Annotated in this window: 18 protein-coding genes; 9 read left to right on the forward strand and 9 right to left on the reverse strand. The window is 33.6% G+C overall.

The features are described from left to right. Positions 1–50: 50 nt before the first annotated feature. Entirely contained in the window at positions 51–1085 is a 1035-nt protein-coding gene (gene mutY, locus AAEO59_RS01075; protein WP_341698907.1) for an A/G-specific adenine glycosylase, read from the reverse strand. 134 nt (positions 1086–1219) lie between these two features. Here mutY and AAEO59_RS01080 point away from each other — a divergent pair, with 134 nt between their 5' ends. Both AAEO59_RS01080 and AAEO59_RS01085 read left to right on the forward strand, forming a co-directional pair. Next, entirely contained in the window at positions 1220–1510 is a 291-nt protein-coding gene (locus AAEO59_RS01080; RefSeq protein ID WP_007805026.1) for an HU family DNA-binding protein, read from the forward strand. Between the two features lie 387 nt (positions 1511–1897). After that, positions 1898–3445, forward strand: coding sequence for a ribonuclease E/G (locus AAEO59_RS01085; RefSeq protein WP_341698908.1), 1548 nt, complete (start codon positions 1898–1900; stop codon positions 3443–3445). Between the two features lie 63 nt (positions 3446–3508). Here the strand turns inward: AAEO59_RS01085 and AAEO59_RS01090 are convergent, their stop codons facing one another. After that, positions 3509–4675, reverse strand: a complete 1167-nt coding sequence (locus AAEO59_RS01090) for an MFS transporter (protein WP_341698909.1) — start codon at positions 4673–4675, stop codon at positions 3509–3511. 128 nt (positions 4676–4803) lie between these two features. Here AAEO59_RS01090 and AAEO59_RS01095 point away from each other — a divergent pair, with 128 nt between their 5' ends. The 4 genes from AAEO59_RS01095 to AAEO59_RS01110 all read left to right on the forward strand — a co-directional run bounded on the left by AAEO59_RS01095 (position 4804) and on the right by AAEO59_RS01110 (position 8362). Then, positions 4804–5646 carry an AraC family transcriptional regulator gene (locus AAEO59_RS01095; RefSeq protein WP_341698910.1) on the forward strand — a complete coding sequence of 281 codons (843 nt, stop codon included), beginning with the start codon at positions 4804–4806 and terminating at the stop codon, positions 5644–5646. A 116-nt stretch (positions 5647–5762) separates the two neighbouring features. Next, positions 5763–6464, forward strand: a complete 702-nt coding sequence (locus AAEO59_RS01100; RefSeq protein WP_341698911.1) for a phosphatase PAP2 family protein — start codon at positions 5763–5765, stop codon at positions 6462–6464. Beyond that, complete coding sequence (locus tag AAEO59_RS01105; RefSeq protein WP_341698912.1) at positions 6465–6842, forward strand: GtrA family protein; 378 nt, start codon at positions 6465–6467, stop codon at positions 6840–6842. Between the two features lie 2 nt (positions 6843–6844). Further along, complete coding sequence (locus AAEO59_RS01110) at positions 6845–8362, forward strand: ArnT family glycosyltransferase (RefSeq protein WP_341698913.1); 1518 nt, start codon at positions 6845–6847, stop codon at positions 8360–8362. A 3-nt stretch (positions 8363–8365) separates the two neighbouring features. Here AAEO59_RS01110 and AAEO59_RS01115 read toward each other — a convergent pair whose 3' ends face one another. Next, positions 8366–8809 (reverse strand): nucleoside deaminase, encoded by a 444-nt coding sequence (locus tag AAEO59_RS01115; protein ID WP_341698914.1) that lies wholly within the window; start codon positions 8807–8809, stop codon positions 8366–8368. 78 nt (positions 8810–8887) lie between these two features. Between AAEO59_RS01115 and AAEO59_RS01120 the strand changes: the two genes are divergently transcribed. Next, positions 8888–10678, forward strand: a complete 1791-nt coding sequence (locus AAEO59_RS01120) for a 1-deoxy-D-xylulose-5-phosphate synthase (protein WP_341698915.1) — start codon at positions 8888–8890, stop codon at positions 10676–10678. Positions 10679–10705: 27 nt separating this feature from the next. Next, positions 10706–11782: a DUF3078 domain-containing protein gene (locus AAEO59_RS01125; protein ID WP_341698916.1), complete on the forward strand. Its 1077-nt coding sequence runs from the start codon at positions 10706–10708 to the stop codon at positions 11780–11782. Here AAEO59_RS01125 and AAEO59_RS01130 read toward each other — a convergent pair whose 3' ends face one another. The 3 genes from AAEO59_RS01130 to AAEO59_RS01140 form a co-directional block, all read right to left on the reverse strand. Beyond that, positions 11783–13129, reverse strand: a complete 1347-nt coding sequence (locus tag AAEO59_RS01130) for a deoxyguanosinetriphosphate triphosphohydrolase (RefSeq protein WP_341698917.1) — start codon at positions 13127–13129, stop codon at positions 11783–11785. Between the two features lie 251 nt (positions 13130–13380). Continuing rightward, the gene (locus AAEO59_RS01135; RefSeq protein ID WP_341698918.1) at positions 13381–14130 is read right to left on the reverse strand and encodes an SDR family oxidoreductase; all 750 of its coding nucleotides are present in this window, start codon (positions 14128–14130) and stop codon (positions 13381–13383) included. Between the two features lie 75 nt (positions 14131–14205). After that, complete coding sequence (locus AAEO59_RS01140) at positions 14206–14493, reverse strand: ArsR/SmtB family transcription factor (RefSeq protein WP_341698919.1); 288 nt, start codon at positions 14491–14493, stop codon at positions 14206–14208. Between the two features lie 104 nt (positions 14494–14597). Here AAEO59_RS01140 and AAEO59_RS01145 point away from each other — a divergent pair, with 104 nt between their 5' ends. After that, complete coding sequence (locus AAEO59_RS01145; protein ID WP_341698920.1) at positions 14598–16346, forward strand: ABC transporter ATP-binding protein; 1749 nt, start codon at positions 14598–14600, stop codon at positions 16344–16346. Between the two features lie 16 nt (positions 16347–16362). Here the strand turns inward: AAEO59_RS01145 and AAEO59_RS01150 are convergent, their stop codons facing one another. The 3 genes from AAEO59_RS01150 to AAEO59_RS01160 form a co-directional block, all read right to left on the reverse strand. After that, positions 16363–16860 (reverse strand): RDD family protein, encoded by a 498-nt coding sequence (locus AAEO59_RS01150; RefSeq protein ID WP_341698921.1) that lies wholly within the window; start codon positions 16858–16860, stop codon positions 16363–16365. A gap of 164 nt (positions 16861–17024) precedes the next feature. After that, on the reverse strand, positions 17025–17324 hold the full coding sequence (locus AAEO59_RS01155; protein WP_341698922.1) for a type II toxin-antitoxin system RelE/ParE family toxin: 300 nt from the start codon (positions 17322–17324) through the stop codon (positions 17025–17027). Then, the gene (locus tag AAEO59_RS01160) at positions 17317–17529 is read right to left on the reverse strand and encodes an addiction module protein (RefSeq protein WP_341698923.1); all 213 of its coding nucleotides are present in this window, start codon (positions 17527–17529) and stop codon (positions 17317–17319) included. Before AAEO59_RS01160 ends, AAEO59_RS01155 begins: the two co-directional genes overlap by 8 nt. Between the last annotated feature and the right edge of the window lie 123 nt (positions 17530–17652).

The following is a 17652-nucleotide window of genomic DNA, read 5'->3' on the forward strand; positions in this document are numbered from 1 at the left end:
GCCCTAGAATATGATTACTAACCAAAGATACATTTTTTACGCATGATATTCTAGTCTGATTCAATAAAATTATGAATCACAATCGGGAAAGGATATTGCTTTAATTCCTCTTTGGTAATTCCATTATCAACCTTACCTTTTACATTGAGCTTCCAAAATTTAATATGCAAATGCTGATGGGACAATTTATGCACAATACTTTTTTCATTACAGGCACGCATACTTATAATAGGATTAACAAAAAAAGATTCTTGCTGAACAGCATTTGAAACAAATTCAAAATCTTCTTCTTTATCGGTTTCAATCAAAGGAAACTCATATAGATTATGCCAAATTCCCTTTGCTGTTCTTTTTTGAATCAAAGTTTTCTCATCAGCATCTGATAGCATAATATAATTAAAGTATCGATTTCTAACTTTAAGCTTCTTCAACTTAACCGGCAATTGATCGACTTTCTTTTTTTGCAAAGCTGCGCAGCTTTCGTTAAAAACACATTTTCCACAATCCGGATTTTTAGGCACACATTGCAAAGCACCAAACTCCATTATCGCCTGATTGAAAATTGCTGGCTTATCTTTTGGCATTAATTCGAAAGCTAATTCGGCAAATTCTTTTTTGGCAGAAGCCTGAGCAATATCTGTTTCAATGTCAAAATAACGAGCCACAACCCTGAAAACATTTCCGTCAACTACAGGAACAGCTTCATTATAAGAAAAGGAAGCAATAGCCGCAGCAGTATAATCGCCCACTCCTTTTAATTGTAATAAACCTTTATAAGAATCAGGAAAAACCCCGTTTAATTCGGTTGCTACATATTGAGCCGTTTTGTGCAAATTGCGGGCACGTGAATAATAACCCAATCCCTGCCATAATTTTAACACCTTTTCTTCATCGGCATTTGCCAGATCAAAAACCGTTGGAAAAGCATCAACAAAAGACAAAAAATAAGGCAATCCTTGAGCAACTCGCGTTTGTTGGAGCATAATTTCAGAGAGCCAAATCAGGTAAGGATTTACAGTATTTCGCCACGGCAAATCACGCTTGTTTTGTAAATACCACTTTATTAGTAAGTTATGAAAAATCATTATTAAATATTTGTTGACAAAAGTAAAAGTTTATGTAATTAAAATTTAATGAATTAGCTTGAATAATTGTTTTTTTAATTCATATATTTGCACACTCAAAAAAATTATTACAAAATAATAAATAAGGAAAGAAAATGACGAAAGCAGATATCGTAGCGAAAATTTCAGAAAAATTAGGTCTTGAAAAAGGTGATGTGCAAGCAACAGTAGAGACTTTTATGGAGGAAGTAAAAACTTCATTAGAAACTGGAGACAATGTATATTTAAGAGGTTTTGGTAGCTTTATCGTAAAGACAAGAGCTGAGAAAACAGGTAGAAATATCTCTAAAAACACTACAATTAAAATACCTGCACACAACATTCCTGCTTTCAAACCTGCAAAAGTATTTGTGGAAGGAGTAAAAACAAACAACGAAGCAAAATAATATTATTAATCATAAAATCTAAAAGATTATGCCAAGTGGTAAAAAAAGAAAAAGACATAAGGTAGCTACTCACAAACGTAAAAAAAGAGCGAGAGCTAACCGTCACAAAAAGAAAAAGTAGTTTTTAACTACTTTTTTCTTTTTAAACGTTCATTGAAATTTGGATTTCAGACTTCAGAATTTAGATTTCAGACCGCAGCATAAAACTGCTTTCTGCCCACTGAATACTGCTTACTGAATTCCTCCGGGTTAATACCTGTTCAAAATATTGTTTAATCCATCCTGACAATTCAGTTATAAGTGATAAGTTAAGAGTTAAGAGTTGCAAAAACTGAAAACTGAAAACCGAAAACTGAAAACTAAAAAGTTCGGATAAAAATTTACAAAGTGAATAAAGAATTAATCATTCGATCAAGTTCTGATTCCGTAGATTTTGCCTTATTAAAAGATGGAAAACTAATTGAATTACACAAAGAAGAAGAGACAAGCAACTTTCAGGTAGGCGATATTTTTATTGCCAAAATCAGAAAACCTGTTGCCGGACTTAACGCTGCTTTTGTAAATGTAGGTTTTGAAAAAGACGCTTTTTTACATTATCACGACTTAGGTCCTAATTTAACTTCCCAACTGAAATTCATAAAACTTGTAAGCGCAGGTAAAATAAAAGATTTCTCCCTAAAAAACTTTCAGTTTGAAAAAGAGATAGACAAAGACGGTACTATTACTGATGTAATCAATGCCAATCAATCTATCTTAGTACAAGTTGTAAAAGAACCAATATCAACCAAAGGACCAAGAATAAGCGCTGAGCTTTCTCTTGCCGGACGTTATATTGTATTAGTTCCTTTCTCTGATCGTGTTTCTATTTCTCAAAAAATAGAAGACAAAAAAGAAAAAGACCGACTTAAAAAACTGGTACAATCTATCAAACCTAAAGGATTTGGCGTTATTGTTCGCACAGTAGCCGAAGGCAAAAACACAGCCGAATTAGAAAAAGATTTGCAGAACCTGCTAAGCAGATGGTCTGCAATGTGTAAGAAATTACCAACTGCTCATCATCCCTCAAAAGTATTAGGTGAACTCAACAGAGCTTCCTCAATTCTTAGAGATGTTTTCAACGATACTTTTACCAGTATCCAAATAGATGATGAAGAGTTGTACCATCAAACCAAGGATTACTTGCAAGAAATTGCACCATCTAAACAATCAATTGTGAAGTTTTATCAATCAAACGACACGCCTATTTTCGAGAAATTTAATATAGAGAGACAAATCAAAACTTCTTTTGGAAAAACTGTTTCCATGAGTAAAGGAGCTTATCTTATCATCGAGCATACCGAAGCCTTACACGTTATTGACGTGAACAGCGGAAACCGTTCGAATAAAGCTACTAATCAGGAAGACACAGCCATGGAAGTCAATATGATTGCCGCAGCCGAAATAGCCAGACAATTACGTTTGCGCGATATGGGCGGTATCATAGTCGTAGATTTTATCGATATGTCTAATCCCGAAAATCGCAAAGTCCTGTTCGACTTCCTGAGGGAAGAAATGAGCGATGATAAAGCGAAACACAAAATCTTACCTCCTAGTAAATTTGGTTTAGTTCAAATTACCAGACAAAGAGTAAGACCGGAAAGAAATATTAAAACCAGAGAAGAAGATCCAAACAATGAAAATGGTGAAATTGAAGCGCCAATTTTAATCATTGATAAAATCAAAGCTGATCTGGAAAGAATTTTTAAAACCCACAAAAAAGTAGTACTCAATGTACATCCGTTTGTGGCTGCATACCTCAGCAAAGGTTTTCCATCATTACGTTCAAAATGGTTTTTTGAACATAAAAAATGGGTGAAAATTATACCACGTGACGCTTACACGTATTTAGAATATCATTTCTTTGACAATAAAGGAAATGCTATTAAAGAAGACTAAACAAAAAACCGTTTCGATTTATTTCGGAACGGTTTTTTTGTACATTTTATTTTCTTAAAAAAATTAAATTGCAGCCAACTTCATTACACGTCTTTTTCTTTGTAAAAAAATCACTGTAAACAGCACCCCACAAATCGACATAGTTACACCCACTAAATTAGGAGAAGCATAATTAAATCCTGCGATTAAAGGCAAACCACCAAGGAAAGCTCCTAAAGCATTACCAGTGTTAAAAGCAGCCTGTATTGCCGCCGATGCAATCATCTCGGCACCTACAGCCGTTTGTATCATTAAGGTCTGGATTGGCGCTGCTACTGCAAAAGCAATGCATCCTGTAGAAAAAACTAAAGCAAGACTGACATATTGATTAGCCGAAAAGAAAAACACCATCAACAAATCGACTACCATAATCAGAAGTAAAATAATAATTGTTTTTTCTGCCGAATAACGATCAGCCAACTTCCCACCTATAAAATTCCCTAAAACCATCCCCAGACCAGCTAGCATCATAATATAAGGAACGTCAGCACTAGCAAAACCTGATATTTCAGTCAACAAAGGCGCTATATAACTTATCCAGCAAAATAAACCTCCAGCACCAATAGCGGTTATAGAAATAACTAACCAAGCCTCAGCTTTCTTAAAAAACTGCAACTGCTTTTTCATCCCTTCTCTACTTCTAGCTTCTAAATTTGGCATCCAAAAATAAAGTGCGCTTACTGTTAAAGTTCCTACTATAGCAATAATTATAAATGTATAACGCCAAGAAAAATGATGTCCGATATAAGTTCCAAGCGGAACACCGAGAAGATTAGCAATCGTTAAACCTGCAAACATTACTGAAATTGCCTGAGCCTCTTTACCTTTATCAGCAAGACGACTCGCCACAACTGCGCCAACACCAAAAAATGCTCCATGTGGTAAACCCGATAACAATCGTACAGCAAAAAGAAATTCATAATTAGGAGCTACAATCGACAAGGAATTGAATGCCGTAATCATTGTTGCCAGAATTAAAAGCGTTTTTTTAGGTGGGTAATTACGAGTCATAATCACTAATAAAGGTGCACCTATAACCACTCCTAATGCATAAGCCGAAATTAAATATCCAGCAACAGGAATACTTATATCTAGATTTTTTGCAATATCAGGTAATATCCCCATCATTACAAATTCGGTAATCCCGATAGTTAAACCACCCAAAGCGAGTGAAAGCAAACTTTTTTTCATTTTAAAAACAATAAATTAGTAACCACAATACGATTAGTAAAACTTCGTATTTATTTGAGTTCACAAATTTACGCTATACCAACCCAAATAAATTGTAAATTTACAATACAAACTTGCAATTATAGACTATGAAAAAAGTTCAATTTGACACCTTGGAAATCGATGAATTTGAAGAAGACCAATTTCATCTTCCTAAACACAGTCACACCTATTATGAAATCATTTACATTATTAAGGGTAGTGGCATTCATCAATTGAATAAGAATTTGATTCCTTATCAAAGTGGAGATTTGTTTTTACTTTCAACTGATGATGAACATTATTTTGACATCAAAGAAACAACCCGATTTTTCTTTATCAAATTTACCGACACCTATTTTAATTCAAATAAAAAATTATCCTGTGATGAATTCCTACTGAACACCCCCGAGAATTTCATGCGTGATCAGTATCTCAAAGAAAACATCCTAAAGTTCAACTCCACAAATTCTATTATATTAAAAAATACTATAGACAACATTCGAGCTTACAACAGCGTTGCAACGATTTCTACTTCTCCAATTGTATTTTACCAAATCTTATCCATTTTTGGACTTATAAAAGAAAGCCTTCAACAGCAAAACATCAATACTACTGGTTCAGGAATTGACAATGAACAAATTATCTCTTATATCCACCAAAATATTTACAAACCAAAACTGGTACAAATAAAAACCATCGCAGAACATTTTAACATTTCCCAGAGTTATTTTGGGACTTATTTTAAACGCAATTTCTCCATAAGCTATCGAGATTACATTAACAAACTACGGACTCAATTGATAGAAAAACGAATACTAAATAAGCAATTATCAATGAAACAAATTGCATTTGAATTTGGTTTTACTGATGAAAGCCATCTTTCCAATTATTTTAAAAAACAACGAAATGTAAAGCCTAGTGCGGTAAAAAAAATACAACCTCGTAGTTAACATTCTAAGCACTTTAGTAACATTCAATTAATAATTTGATTTTGTTTTTACAAAACTGAGTTTACATTAAACAAACAACTGACTATTAGTTTTACAAAAAATTAATTTTTTGTAAAATGAATTCCTTTCTAAAAATAATTACACAAAATAGTTTCTTTTACAGCCTTAATTTGGCATTAGTTGCCATGGTTTCCTTTTTGCTATGCGCCTTTTCTCAGGCTGATGTTTTTATATGGCTGAATCAATTCCACAATACCCTTTTAAAAATCACTTTTGAAATTATCACTTTTCTGGGAGACGGCTGGTTCATTATTATTTCATCAGTACTATTACTTTTTATCAAAAAGCATCGAAAACTGGGATTCATCATACTGCTTTCATACATCAGTTCTGGAATTTTTGCCCAAATCATAAAAAACTTAATCGCTGCTCCAAGACCTAAAGTCTTTTTTGAACTCCATCATTACAAATACTACTTGGATACTTTTGCTTCAAGCCGAATTGGATTTAACAGTTTTCCATCAGGTCACACCGCTTCATTTTTTGCTTTTGCAACCGTTTTATCCAATTATTGTAAAAGAAGATACGTTTGTGCTTCACTGCTTTTCCTGAGCATTTTAGTAGGTTACTCCCGAATTTACCTTGCCCATCATTTTCTTATGGATGTATTTGTAGGTGCTTTGATAGGAGTTGCTTTTGGGTCTCTATCAGTAATTTGGTATAACAAAATCAGCGAAAGTGCTTTTGTAAAAAGAAAAATAGAATCTTTCAAAAATGGTTCACTCAACTTCCCAAATCCTAAACTTAGTCAGCAATAAATGGATTTTTTTAAATTCTTCAAATTTGGATTAGTCGGTTTTACGGGACTTATAATTGACTTTGGTATTACTTGGATTTGTAAAGAAAAATTAGGATTCAACAAATACTTGGCAAATGGTTTAGGCTTTTTATTTGGCGTAACCAATAATTATTTTCTCAACAAATACTTCACTTTCGAAAATCACAATTCTGAAATCGGGCTTCAATTTCTAAGTTTTCTAATTATTGCCATTATTGGATTTAGCCTAAATACCGGCTTTTTATATTCCTTACAAAAAAAGACAAAAATCAACTTTTACCTTTGTAAAATCATTGTAACAGCCATTGTTTTTATTTGGAATTTTGGAGCTAATTCTTTCTATACATTCAAAATATAATAATGCTTTTCAAAAACAAAATAGCAAGTATTATTCTACTCGCAACGCTCTTTCGTTGTATCATTGCTTGTTCTATTGGTCTGGGAAATGACGAAGTTTATTATGTGACTTATGCCCAACATTTACAATGGAATTATTTTGATCATCCGCCTTTAGTAGCATTATTAATTCGATTGACTACATTTAATTTAGCCTTTACCAATGAATTTTTCATCCGTTTAGGCCCCATTCTTTTGGCAGCAGCCAATACTTATTTGATTTACCAAATTGGCAAAAAAATCAAAGATGAACGAACTGGTCTTTTTGCTGCTTTGCTTTATAATTCTTCCATTTACAGCAGTATCATAGCGGGCGTATTTATTATGCCTGATGCACCTCAATTGTTTTTTTGGATGGTAAGCCTGTATTTATTAACAGCTATAATTACAAATAAAGAAAGTCAAACCAAATCTAATTTGCATTTGATTTTTTTCGGTTTAGCAACTGGATTGTGCGTAATGAGTAAAATACACGGAATTTTCTTGTGGTTGGGTTTTGGTCTTTATATTCTTATTTACAATCGAAAATTACTTTCCAACGGCTATTTATACGTATCGGTATTACTAACACTTTTGATTATCTCACCTATTCTGTTTTGGAATATCGAAAATGATTTTATCACCTATACTTTTCACAGTAATCGAGTAAGTATCAATCATGGAATGAATCCGAATAGTTTTATTCGGGAGTTTTTTGGCGGACTCGCTTACAACAATCCTATCAATTATTTTATAATTGTAACAACTCTAATTGCTTGTTGGAAAAACAAAATCAAGATTGATACAAATTACATTCGACTCTTACTTTTAATGAGTTTGCCCTTGATTGGTATTTTATTGTTTGTTTCCTTATTTCGAGACACCTTACCTCACTGGTCTGGCCCTGGATACACTGCCTTGATTTTACTATCAGCAACTTATTTATCTGATTTAAAAACCGACTCACTAGTACCTAAATTAGTACATTATGCAAACTACTTGATTATTGTAGTAAGTTGTATTGGAATTCTGTTCATTTCATTTTACCCAGGAACATTAGGAAAAACAAATGAGGAAAAATTAGGAAAAGGCGACGTTACCTTAGACATGTACGATTGGAGTTTTTTTAAAACTGAAGTTGAAAAAATAATTCAGCAAAATAAAGCAAAGGGGACAACCAATACCGAATTTATCATTAACAACAAATGGTTTCCGGCAGCACATATTGACAATTATATTGTCCAACCTTTACATCTTCATTTTATTGCCATTGGGAAACTGGAAGACATTCATACCTATCATTGGTTAAACCAATTGAGAAAACCCATTCAAAAAGGTGATGATGCTTACTACATTACTGTTTCGAATAATTTTAGTGATCCAAATGAAATCTATAAAGATGATTTTGCAAAGATAAATCCTCCTGTAATTATCAAACAATATCGTGGTGGCAAACCAGTGCGAAATATGCTGGTGTATTTGATGGAAGAATTTAAAAACTAGAGATTACTTTCTTCTTTCTACAAAAAAACGTTTCATCAAATCGGCAGCCTCATCAGCCATAACTCCTGAAACAACGGTGGTTTTAGGATGCAGTTTGGTTCCCATAGCCATAAAACCACGCTGCTCATCACGAGCTCCAAAAACAATTTTAGAAATCTGACTCCAGTACAAGGCTCCGGCACACATCTGGCAAGGCTCAAGAGTAACATACAGCGTACAATCTTTTAGATATTTTCCACCTAAATAATTAGCCGCAGCTGTGATGGATTGCATTTCTGCATGAGCGGTAACATCATTCAGAATTTCGGTTAAATTATGACTTCGGGCAATGATGGTATTATTAACCACAACAATAGCACCAACAGGAATTTCGCCTTTTTCAAAAGCCATTTCAGCTTCCTGCAAAGCCTTTTTCATAAAATATTCGTCGGTGAAAGGATTTATCATAAATCTCTTAAAGGGAATTGTTAAGTTGAAAAACAAAAATAGAAAACAAAAACCGTAAATTTGCATTTTAAAATTTTAATGAAAAGCAATTTACTCGAACATATCCATTCTCCTAAAGATTTACGTTTACTTAACGAAGCTCAACTTCCTGAGTTGGCACAGGAATTACGTGACTTTATTATCGATATTGTTTCAGTAAAAGAAGGTCATCTAGGAGCTAGTTTAGGAGTAGTCGAATTAACTATTGCTTTGCATTATATATTCAACACTCCCGAAGACCAACTAATTTGGGATGTTGGCCATCAGGCTTACGGACACAAAATCCTCACCGGACGAAAAGAAATCTTCCACACTAACAGACAATTAAACGGAATTTCAGGCTTCCCTAAAAGAAGTGAAAGTGAATATGACGCTTTTGGTGTTGGCCATTCTTCTACTTCTATTTCGGCAGCTTTAGGAATGGCGATTGCTTCAAATATCAATGGCGATTTTGAAAAACAACATATTGCAGTAATCGGAGATGCTTCAATCGCTTCTGGTATGGCGTTTGAAGGACTAAATCATGCAGGAGTTACTAATGCCAATTTATTAGTAATTCTTAATGATAACGCCATCGGAATTGACCCAAGTGTAGGTGCTTTAAAAAAGTATCTCACAGCGGTAAAAGAAGGCAAAAACCCTAGACAGAACAACATGATTAAATCCCTGAATTTTAATTATTCAGGACCCATTGACGGCAATGATATTTTTGCTGTTTTGAAAGAATTAAAGCGTTTACAAAAAATCAAAGGACCTAAATTTCTTCATGTCATTACCACCAAAGGCAAGGGTTTGCAACAAGCTGAAGAAAATCAGGTGCAATACCATGCTCCGGGAAAATTTGATCCGTTAACAGGTGAAATCATCCCCAAATCAGAAGAAAATCTTCCGCCAAAATACCAGGATGTTTTTGGGCTTACTATATTAGATTTGGCACAAAAAAATCAAAAAATCGTTGGAATCACACCTGCAATGCCAACAGGAAGTTCCCTGAAATTCATGATGGACGCCATCCCTGAACGCGCATTTGATGTAGGTATTGCCGAACAACATGCTGTAACGCTGGCAGCCGGAATGGCAACTCAGGGAATGATTGTTTATTGCAACATCTACTCCACTTTTTTACAAAGAGCTTACGATCAAGTCATTCATGATGTGGCGTTACAAAACCTTCCCGTAATTTTTTGTTTAGACCGAGCCGGACTTGTTGGCGAGGATGGTGCAACACATCACGGTATTTTTGACATTGCTTATTTGCGTTGCATTCCTAATCTGATTATTTATGCGCCAGCCAATGAAATTGCACTACAAAATATACTTTACACCGCTCAACTGGGACTAAAAAATCCTATTGCTATCCGATATCCTCGCGGTCGTGGTAGCATTCCTAATTGGAAAAAAGAACATTTTGGTCATTACCAAAAAATCGAAATTGGAAAAGCAAACAGCATTAAAACTGGAACAGAAATAGCAGTTCTCTCTAACGGTACTATTGGCAATAATGTGAGTGCTGCATTATCAGAAATTGGGAATCCAGATGCTATAGCGCATTATGATTTTGCATTTATTAAACCATTAGACGAAAATCAATTAGAAGCTATTTTTGAAAAATTTAAAATCATCATCACAATTGAAGATGGCACAGTTATTGGTGGCTTTGGAAGTGAAATTCTGGAATTTGCTTCTCAAAAGAATTATCAAAATACGATAAAGACCTTGGGAATTCCGGATCTATTTATTGAACAAGGAACCATAAAAGAGTTACAACAACTTTGTAAAATAGATATTGATACACTAAAATCACTTTTTTTAAGTTATATAAACAAGTAATTACCAAAATCAAGATTCAATTTGATAATGAAAATAAAATATCACTACCTACTACTAATTGGATTTTTATTCCTGACTAATACAACTGTTTTTGCACAAGAAGTTAATGACTCTATTCAAAATGACACCCTAAAAAGAATTGTCCTTCCTGTTTTAAATGACAATTTTTATAGAAAACCCAAACCAGAAAAACTGAAATATAGTTTTGCCAGAATTGTAGCTGTACCAGCTATAGAAAAAAAAGCCCCTTCTTGTTGGACTAAGAAAAGTATACTTGGATTTGACATTTCAGAAATAGCATTTGTCAATTGGAGTGCCGGAGGAACTAACTCAGTTTCCGGATTATTAAAAGGAGATTTTAACAGAACCTACGAAAAAAAATTGGTTAAATGGGTAAACGAACTTAGTGTAAGATACGGAATGAACAAGCAAGATGGAATTGAAATCCGAAAAACTGATGATGCTTTCAGACTCAACTCAACTTTTGGATACCGAAAAGACAAAGAAAGCAATTGGTTTCATTCGGCTAAACTTAATTTCAACACCCAATTTACTAACGGTTACAGATATCCTGATAAACAAAATCCTATTTCAAGACTCTTTGCTCCAGCTTATATGTTTTTAGGAACTGGTGCAGAAAACAGTACCAAAGACAAAAGCCGTGTGATATACTTTTCTCCATTTACTTACAAAGCTACTTTTGTTTGGGATCAAACTCTCGCCGATAAAGGTTCTTTTGGGGTAGAAAAAGCCACTTATGATACTGAAGGAAACCTTTTGACTAAGGGTAAAAGAGCAAAAAATGAGCTTGGTATTCTTTTGACTAACAATTACAAAAAAGAAATCGCTAAAAATGTAGTTTTTGTTAATACACTAAGTTTATACTCGGATTATCTTAACAACTTTGGAAATGTTGATGTTGATTGTGATCTAGCCTTAAATTTGGTTGTAAACCAATACGTAAAAGCAAACATAGGGGCTCGTATTATTTATGATGACGATATAAAAAACAAAACCGAAGTTGATGGAGTAACAGTAAACGAAGGCCCAAAAACCCAAATCAAACAAGTTTTGGGCGTTGGACTTACTTATGCTTTTAAATAATTAACGTTTTTTTCGACCGTTTATAGTCTCATAAATTTCAAGAGCGTTTCCATCTGTAAGCAAGGAAACATAATGGCAAATATGTAATAAACGATCGTATAAATTTTCTTTTTCTAAATGATGTTTTTCTGGTAATAATTTCAGGATTAATTTATCGTAATTAGAATCGTTTCCGTTGAATTTATTATCATAGGCCGTAATGAATTTATCCAGCAAAGTTTGAATGATTTGGTAACCTACTAATTCTTTTTCAATCACCTCTCGGCTTTGGTAAATTTTATCAATACTGATTTTGATAATATCATCCATTTGCGCTTTGTACTTACTCTTATCCATCAAAGCAAATGGAAATTTTCCCTGCAAAATAGTTTCTTCATTTTCTACAAATACTTTAACTGCATCATTAATCAAACTGCTAATGGCTAAAGCACGCAAATAACTGATACGATCTTCCTTAGTTTCTAAAGTCTTGTATTTTGAAGTATTAATACTGTCTTTTACTAATTTAATCAGGTATTCCAAAGCAAAATCTTCAGAGACCAAACCTAAATTGATTCCGTCTTCAAAATCAATAATGGTATAACAAATATCATCGGCAGCTTCTACCAAATACGCCAAAGGATGTCTCTCAAAACCGATATTATCCCCTGATTTATTTGGAATCAAGCCCATATCCTGAGCCGCTTCCTGAAAGAATTTCTTGTCTGCCTGAAAGAAACCGTATTTTTTATCCGAAATATTACGTGTTGGTTTTTTGGGCAAACTTTCCTTTGGATATTTCATAAAAGCGCCCAAAGTAGCATAAGAAATTCGCAATCCTCCTTCGATTCCGGGACGACTGGAAGTCATCACCGAAAAACCATTAGCATTTCCTTCAAAATCAATTAAATCCTGCCATTGTTTTGGGGTTAAAAAGGCTTTGTATTTAGCACCTGCTCCTTTTGAAAAATATTCGCCGATGGCTTTTTCTCCTGAATGTCCAAAAGGTGGATTTCCAATATCATGTGCTAAAGACGCCGCTGCTACAATAGCACCAAAATCATTCATATGAAAACCGTGAACTTCTTTTAAATAAGGATATTTTTCGATAATTTTTTTCCCAACCAAACGCCCTAAAGAGCGCCCAACAACCGAAACCTCTAAACTGTGCGTCAATCGAGTGTGCACAAAATCAGTTTTCGAGAGTGGAATCACCTGTGTTTTATCCTGTAAACTTCTAAAAGCAGCCGAAAATATAATTCGGTCATAATCCACTTCAAATCCCAAACGGGTATCATCCTGCTCAATTCTTAGTCTTTTACTTGTGTCGCCTTGTCGTTTTAAAGATAATAGTTGTTCCCAGTTCATAGCTGATTTTAGATTGCAAATTTAAAATCTCAAAAATACATTTTATTTTAGGATTTTATAAGACAAAAACACGTTACACGAAAGAACCTAAAAAAGCTTTAATTGAAATAGTCAAAGCAGCTCAAACAATGCATGTAGCGAATGATAATTTAATAATTGACCAATGTTTTTTTACAAGAAAGCCCTGATTGATTGTATTCAACCAGGGCTTCTTCCTTTTAAAACAAATAAAAACTAAATAATATAACCAATTAAAGTGTCGCTGCTCCACCATCTAAGAGCAACTCACCACCAATCATAAATTTCGAATCGTCAGAAGCCAAATAAAGGAATCCAGCAGCCATTTCTTCTGAAGTTCCCAAACGTTTAGCCGGTATTCCTGATGCAAAATGTGTTTTTGTTCCATGAGCTTCTTCTTCAGATGCTCCACCTCTTGAAAATATTGGTGTATCGATTGGCCCAGGCGAAAGTACATTCACACGGATATTTCTATCTAACAATTCAGCCGATAATGTTCGGGCTAGAGAACGAACAGCTGCTTTTGAAGCCGAATAAGCGGCTGTAGTTGCAAAACCTTTATGTGCCACTGTTGAAGCTGTAATAATAATTGAACTTCCATCATTCAAATAAGGCAAGGCTTTTTGAATACTAAAGAAAACTCCTTTAAAATTAATATCGCTGGTTTGATCAAACATTTCTTCAGTGAAATCTGCTAATGGAGCAGCAATAAAAACTCCTGCATTAACCACCAAAACATCAATTTTTCCAAAAGTATCCTTCACTGTTTTATAAGTCCTGTCGATGTTATTGATATCCGAAACATCACTAACTAATCCGATAGAAGCATTACCAATTTCAAAAACAGCTTCATCAATTGTAGCTTTGTTTCTTCCTGTAATAGCAACTTTTGCACCTTCTTCTGCAAACACTTTAGCAGTTGCCAATCCTATTCCGCTGTTTCCTCCTGTGACAACAGCTACTTTATTTTCTAATTTTTTCATTATTTCTTATTTATAGTTTAATTATCCCAAGTATTTAAATATCTAAATATTTCGATATTTTGAATCAAAAAAAAGCTAAAGCGTAAAATTGCTAATATATTTAGCATAAGCCTCGCAAACTTCTTTGTTTACAACAAATTTTAAATTACGTCCATCTTTATCAGCAATTAACAAATCAGCTTCAATCAATTGCTTTATATGATGAGACATAGTTGACTGGGCCAAATGAAACTCGGCAGAAACATCACAACATTGAACGCAACTCTCACTTTGGCTAACGATCTTCATTATCTTTAGACGATAAGGATCCCCCAGCGCTTTTGAGATTTTTTCAACTTGTTTTATGTTCAATTCAGCAATCATAGGACAAAAGTAAAATATATTTTTAATATATCGAAATATTTCGATATTTAATTTAAATTTGCATTCAACTAATTGTAGTTACTCTTTTTACTTAAAAAAAACCGATGAAAGTCTTATTTAGTTATATCAAAACCCACAAGACCCTTTTATATATAGCATTATTTTTAGCAGCAGTAAACCAATGCTTTTCATTATATGATTCCATAATCATTGGAAAACTGCTGAACGAATGCGGTGTTGGAGTTGCTAACTTCAATCATAATGAAACTAACTTTATTAAAGCCGTATCAGGTTGGTTACTATTATCCTTAGGAGCTGCCATGGCTTCCAGAATTGCTAAAAACTTTCAGGATTATTTTACCAACATTATCATTCAACGTACCGGCGCCCAAATGTATACCGACGGAATTCAAAAAGCTTTGCAATTGCCTTTTCAAGACTTCGAAGATCAACGCAGTGGTGAAACTTTAGGAAAACTCCAAAAAGTAAAAGTAGATTGCGAAAAATTCATCACCTTATCCATTTCTTTAATATTCCAATCGATTGTAGGGATTGTATTTGTGGTGGTTTATGCCGTAAGTATTCATTGGCTTTTAGGACCAATATTTCTAGTAACTGTTCCAATTGTTGCATATGTAAGTTCATTTTTAGGTAAAAAAATCAAAAAAATATCCAAAGAAATTCTAGGCGAAACTACTGCTTTGGCAGGAGCGACAACCGAATCTTTACGCAATATTGAATTAGTAAAAAGCTTAGGATTGACCGATCAGGAAATTAACCGATTGAATGCTACAACTATCAAAATTTTAGGTTTGGAACTTAAAAAAGTACGTTTTATCCGTTCGTTAAGTTTCATTCAGGGAACAACCGTTCATTTTATGAGAACCTGTTTAGTATTTTCATTATATATGTTCATTTTCAATGACATCATAAAACCGGGAGATTTAATTACGTTAATGTTCTTTTCATTTTTCTTATTCAACCCTTTACAGGAATTGGGAAATGTTATTGCCACTTTTAACGAAACCAAGGCATCAATGGATAATTTTGCCGAATTGATGAACGCCAAAATAGAAAAAACACCTAAAAACCCTAAAACCTTAGGTGAAATCAATCATTTGAGTTTTCAAAATATAAGTTTCAAACACAAAACTGCCAAAGGTTACGCCGTCAAAAACATTTCATTTGAAGCCAATGTAGGCGAAACCATTGCTTTTGTTGGACCATCCGGAAGCGGAAAAACTACTTTGGTAAAAATGTTAGTTGGTTTGTACAATCCAGCAGAAGGAGCTATCTTTTACAATGAAAAAAATTCTAAAGAAATTGACCTTAACGAATTAAGACAACAATTAGGATTTGTGACTCAAGATGCACAATTATTTTCCGGAACGATAAAAGACAATTTACTTTTTGTTAAACCGGATGCAACAGATGAAGAAATCAATGATGTTTTACAAAAATCAGCCTGCCAAAATTTATTGAAACGTGCCGAGAATGGTATTTACACCACCATTGGCGAAGGCGGAATAAAAGTTTCTGGTGGAGAAAAACAACGTTTATCCATTGCGAGAGCCTTACTCAGAAATCCACATTTATTATTGTTTGACGAAGCAACCTCAGCACTGGATTCGATTACCGAAGAAGAAATCACCAAAACCATTCGAAGTATTTCATCCAAAAAAGATCAAATTACGGTACTAATTGCGCATCGCTTATCCACAATTATGCACGCCGATAAAATCTTTGTGTTGGAACAGGGACAAATTATCGAGCAAGGGAAACACGAGGATTTATTAAACGAAAAAGGACTGTATTACGCCATGTGGAGACAGCAAATTGGGGAGAGAAAATAATTTTAACGCTACCTTTTTAAGCATTCACTACATCAACTGTTGCATTAAAATGCTTGCGTTTTTTAGTGAGCTTACGTTTTTTTACTACATAGGTTTCAGACAAAGTATCATGCCAACCCCTTGGAAATTCTTTCAGGAAAGTAAAAACTTCAAAAGGAATAAATCGGCAACAAGTTCTAATAAACAAACGCTTTACCGAAGGTTTTGTTCCATCAATATTGACCACTATAGTATGGGTAATTAACTTGGCAAACGTTCTGGAAAAATAAGCTTCAGTGAGGTAATAATATAAAAAAGCGACTATTACAGAATAAAAACCTATTTCTGACCTACTAAGATTTTCGGTCCAATTAGAAAGTTCAAAATTATTAGCTGACAAAGCCACTAAAATAACAGTAGTTCCTAAACTTAGAACGATGATATAAATAAACATCAAATCGATACAAAGATTAAGAAAACGCTGGAATTGGCTTGCGTATAATTCTTCTGTTATTGTGAATTCTTCTGTTTTCATGACTATAAATTTAGTGTTAAACAAGAACCTCAAACAAAATTAACTTACTCAAATTTAACGAATTATACTCAAAAAAGATATCAAAACGAATTAAAATATTTGATATACAACAAAAAAACAGCCATTGCAAGGATGACTGTTTTTATGAAAACAGATAATCAATTTTACAATCCTAATCTTTTTGACCAATTTTTAGGAGAACGTGAAGTATGAAAAATACCAATAACGATAATTTCTTTTTTTTGGAAACTATAATGAATTCCATAAGGAAATCTAGAAATATACCTCACTTTGATATTTTTATATCTTTTTTGATAAGCCTCCGGGTTTCTCAAAATAGTATCAATTCCGGCTTCTAAACAAAGTTCAAAATCATAAGAAAGACCTATTCTTTGTTCTTCATACCAAAGGACAATGTCTTCAATATCAAACAATGCTTCTTTAGTAAAACGAATCTTATACACTACGTATAGCCTTCAGGTGGTTTTTTACTTCTTCCCAAGTATATAATTCCGTTTTTCCTTCTTCTAAATTTTGAATTCGAATATCTAATTCTCTTTTTACTTCTTCAGAAATTTCTAAATCATTTTTAGAAACACTATCCCACAATTGTTCGGCAAGAACAATCTTTTCAGCATCACTGTATTTAGACAAATTTTTAAGTTTCATAGCTTAATGATTTAGTTTTAACTACTACAAATTTAAGCAATTATAATTTTGAAACGAATAATTAACAACCTTATTAAAACAAAAAACAGCCATCGCAAGGATGACTGTTTTCTTAACTATTTT

This window comes from Flavobacterium flavipallidum, from assembly GCF_038289905.1.
GTDB classification, from domain to species: Bacteria; Bacteroidota; Bacteroidia; order Flavobacteriales; family Flavobacteriaceae; genus Flavobacterium; species Flavobacterium flavipallidum.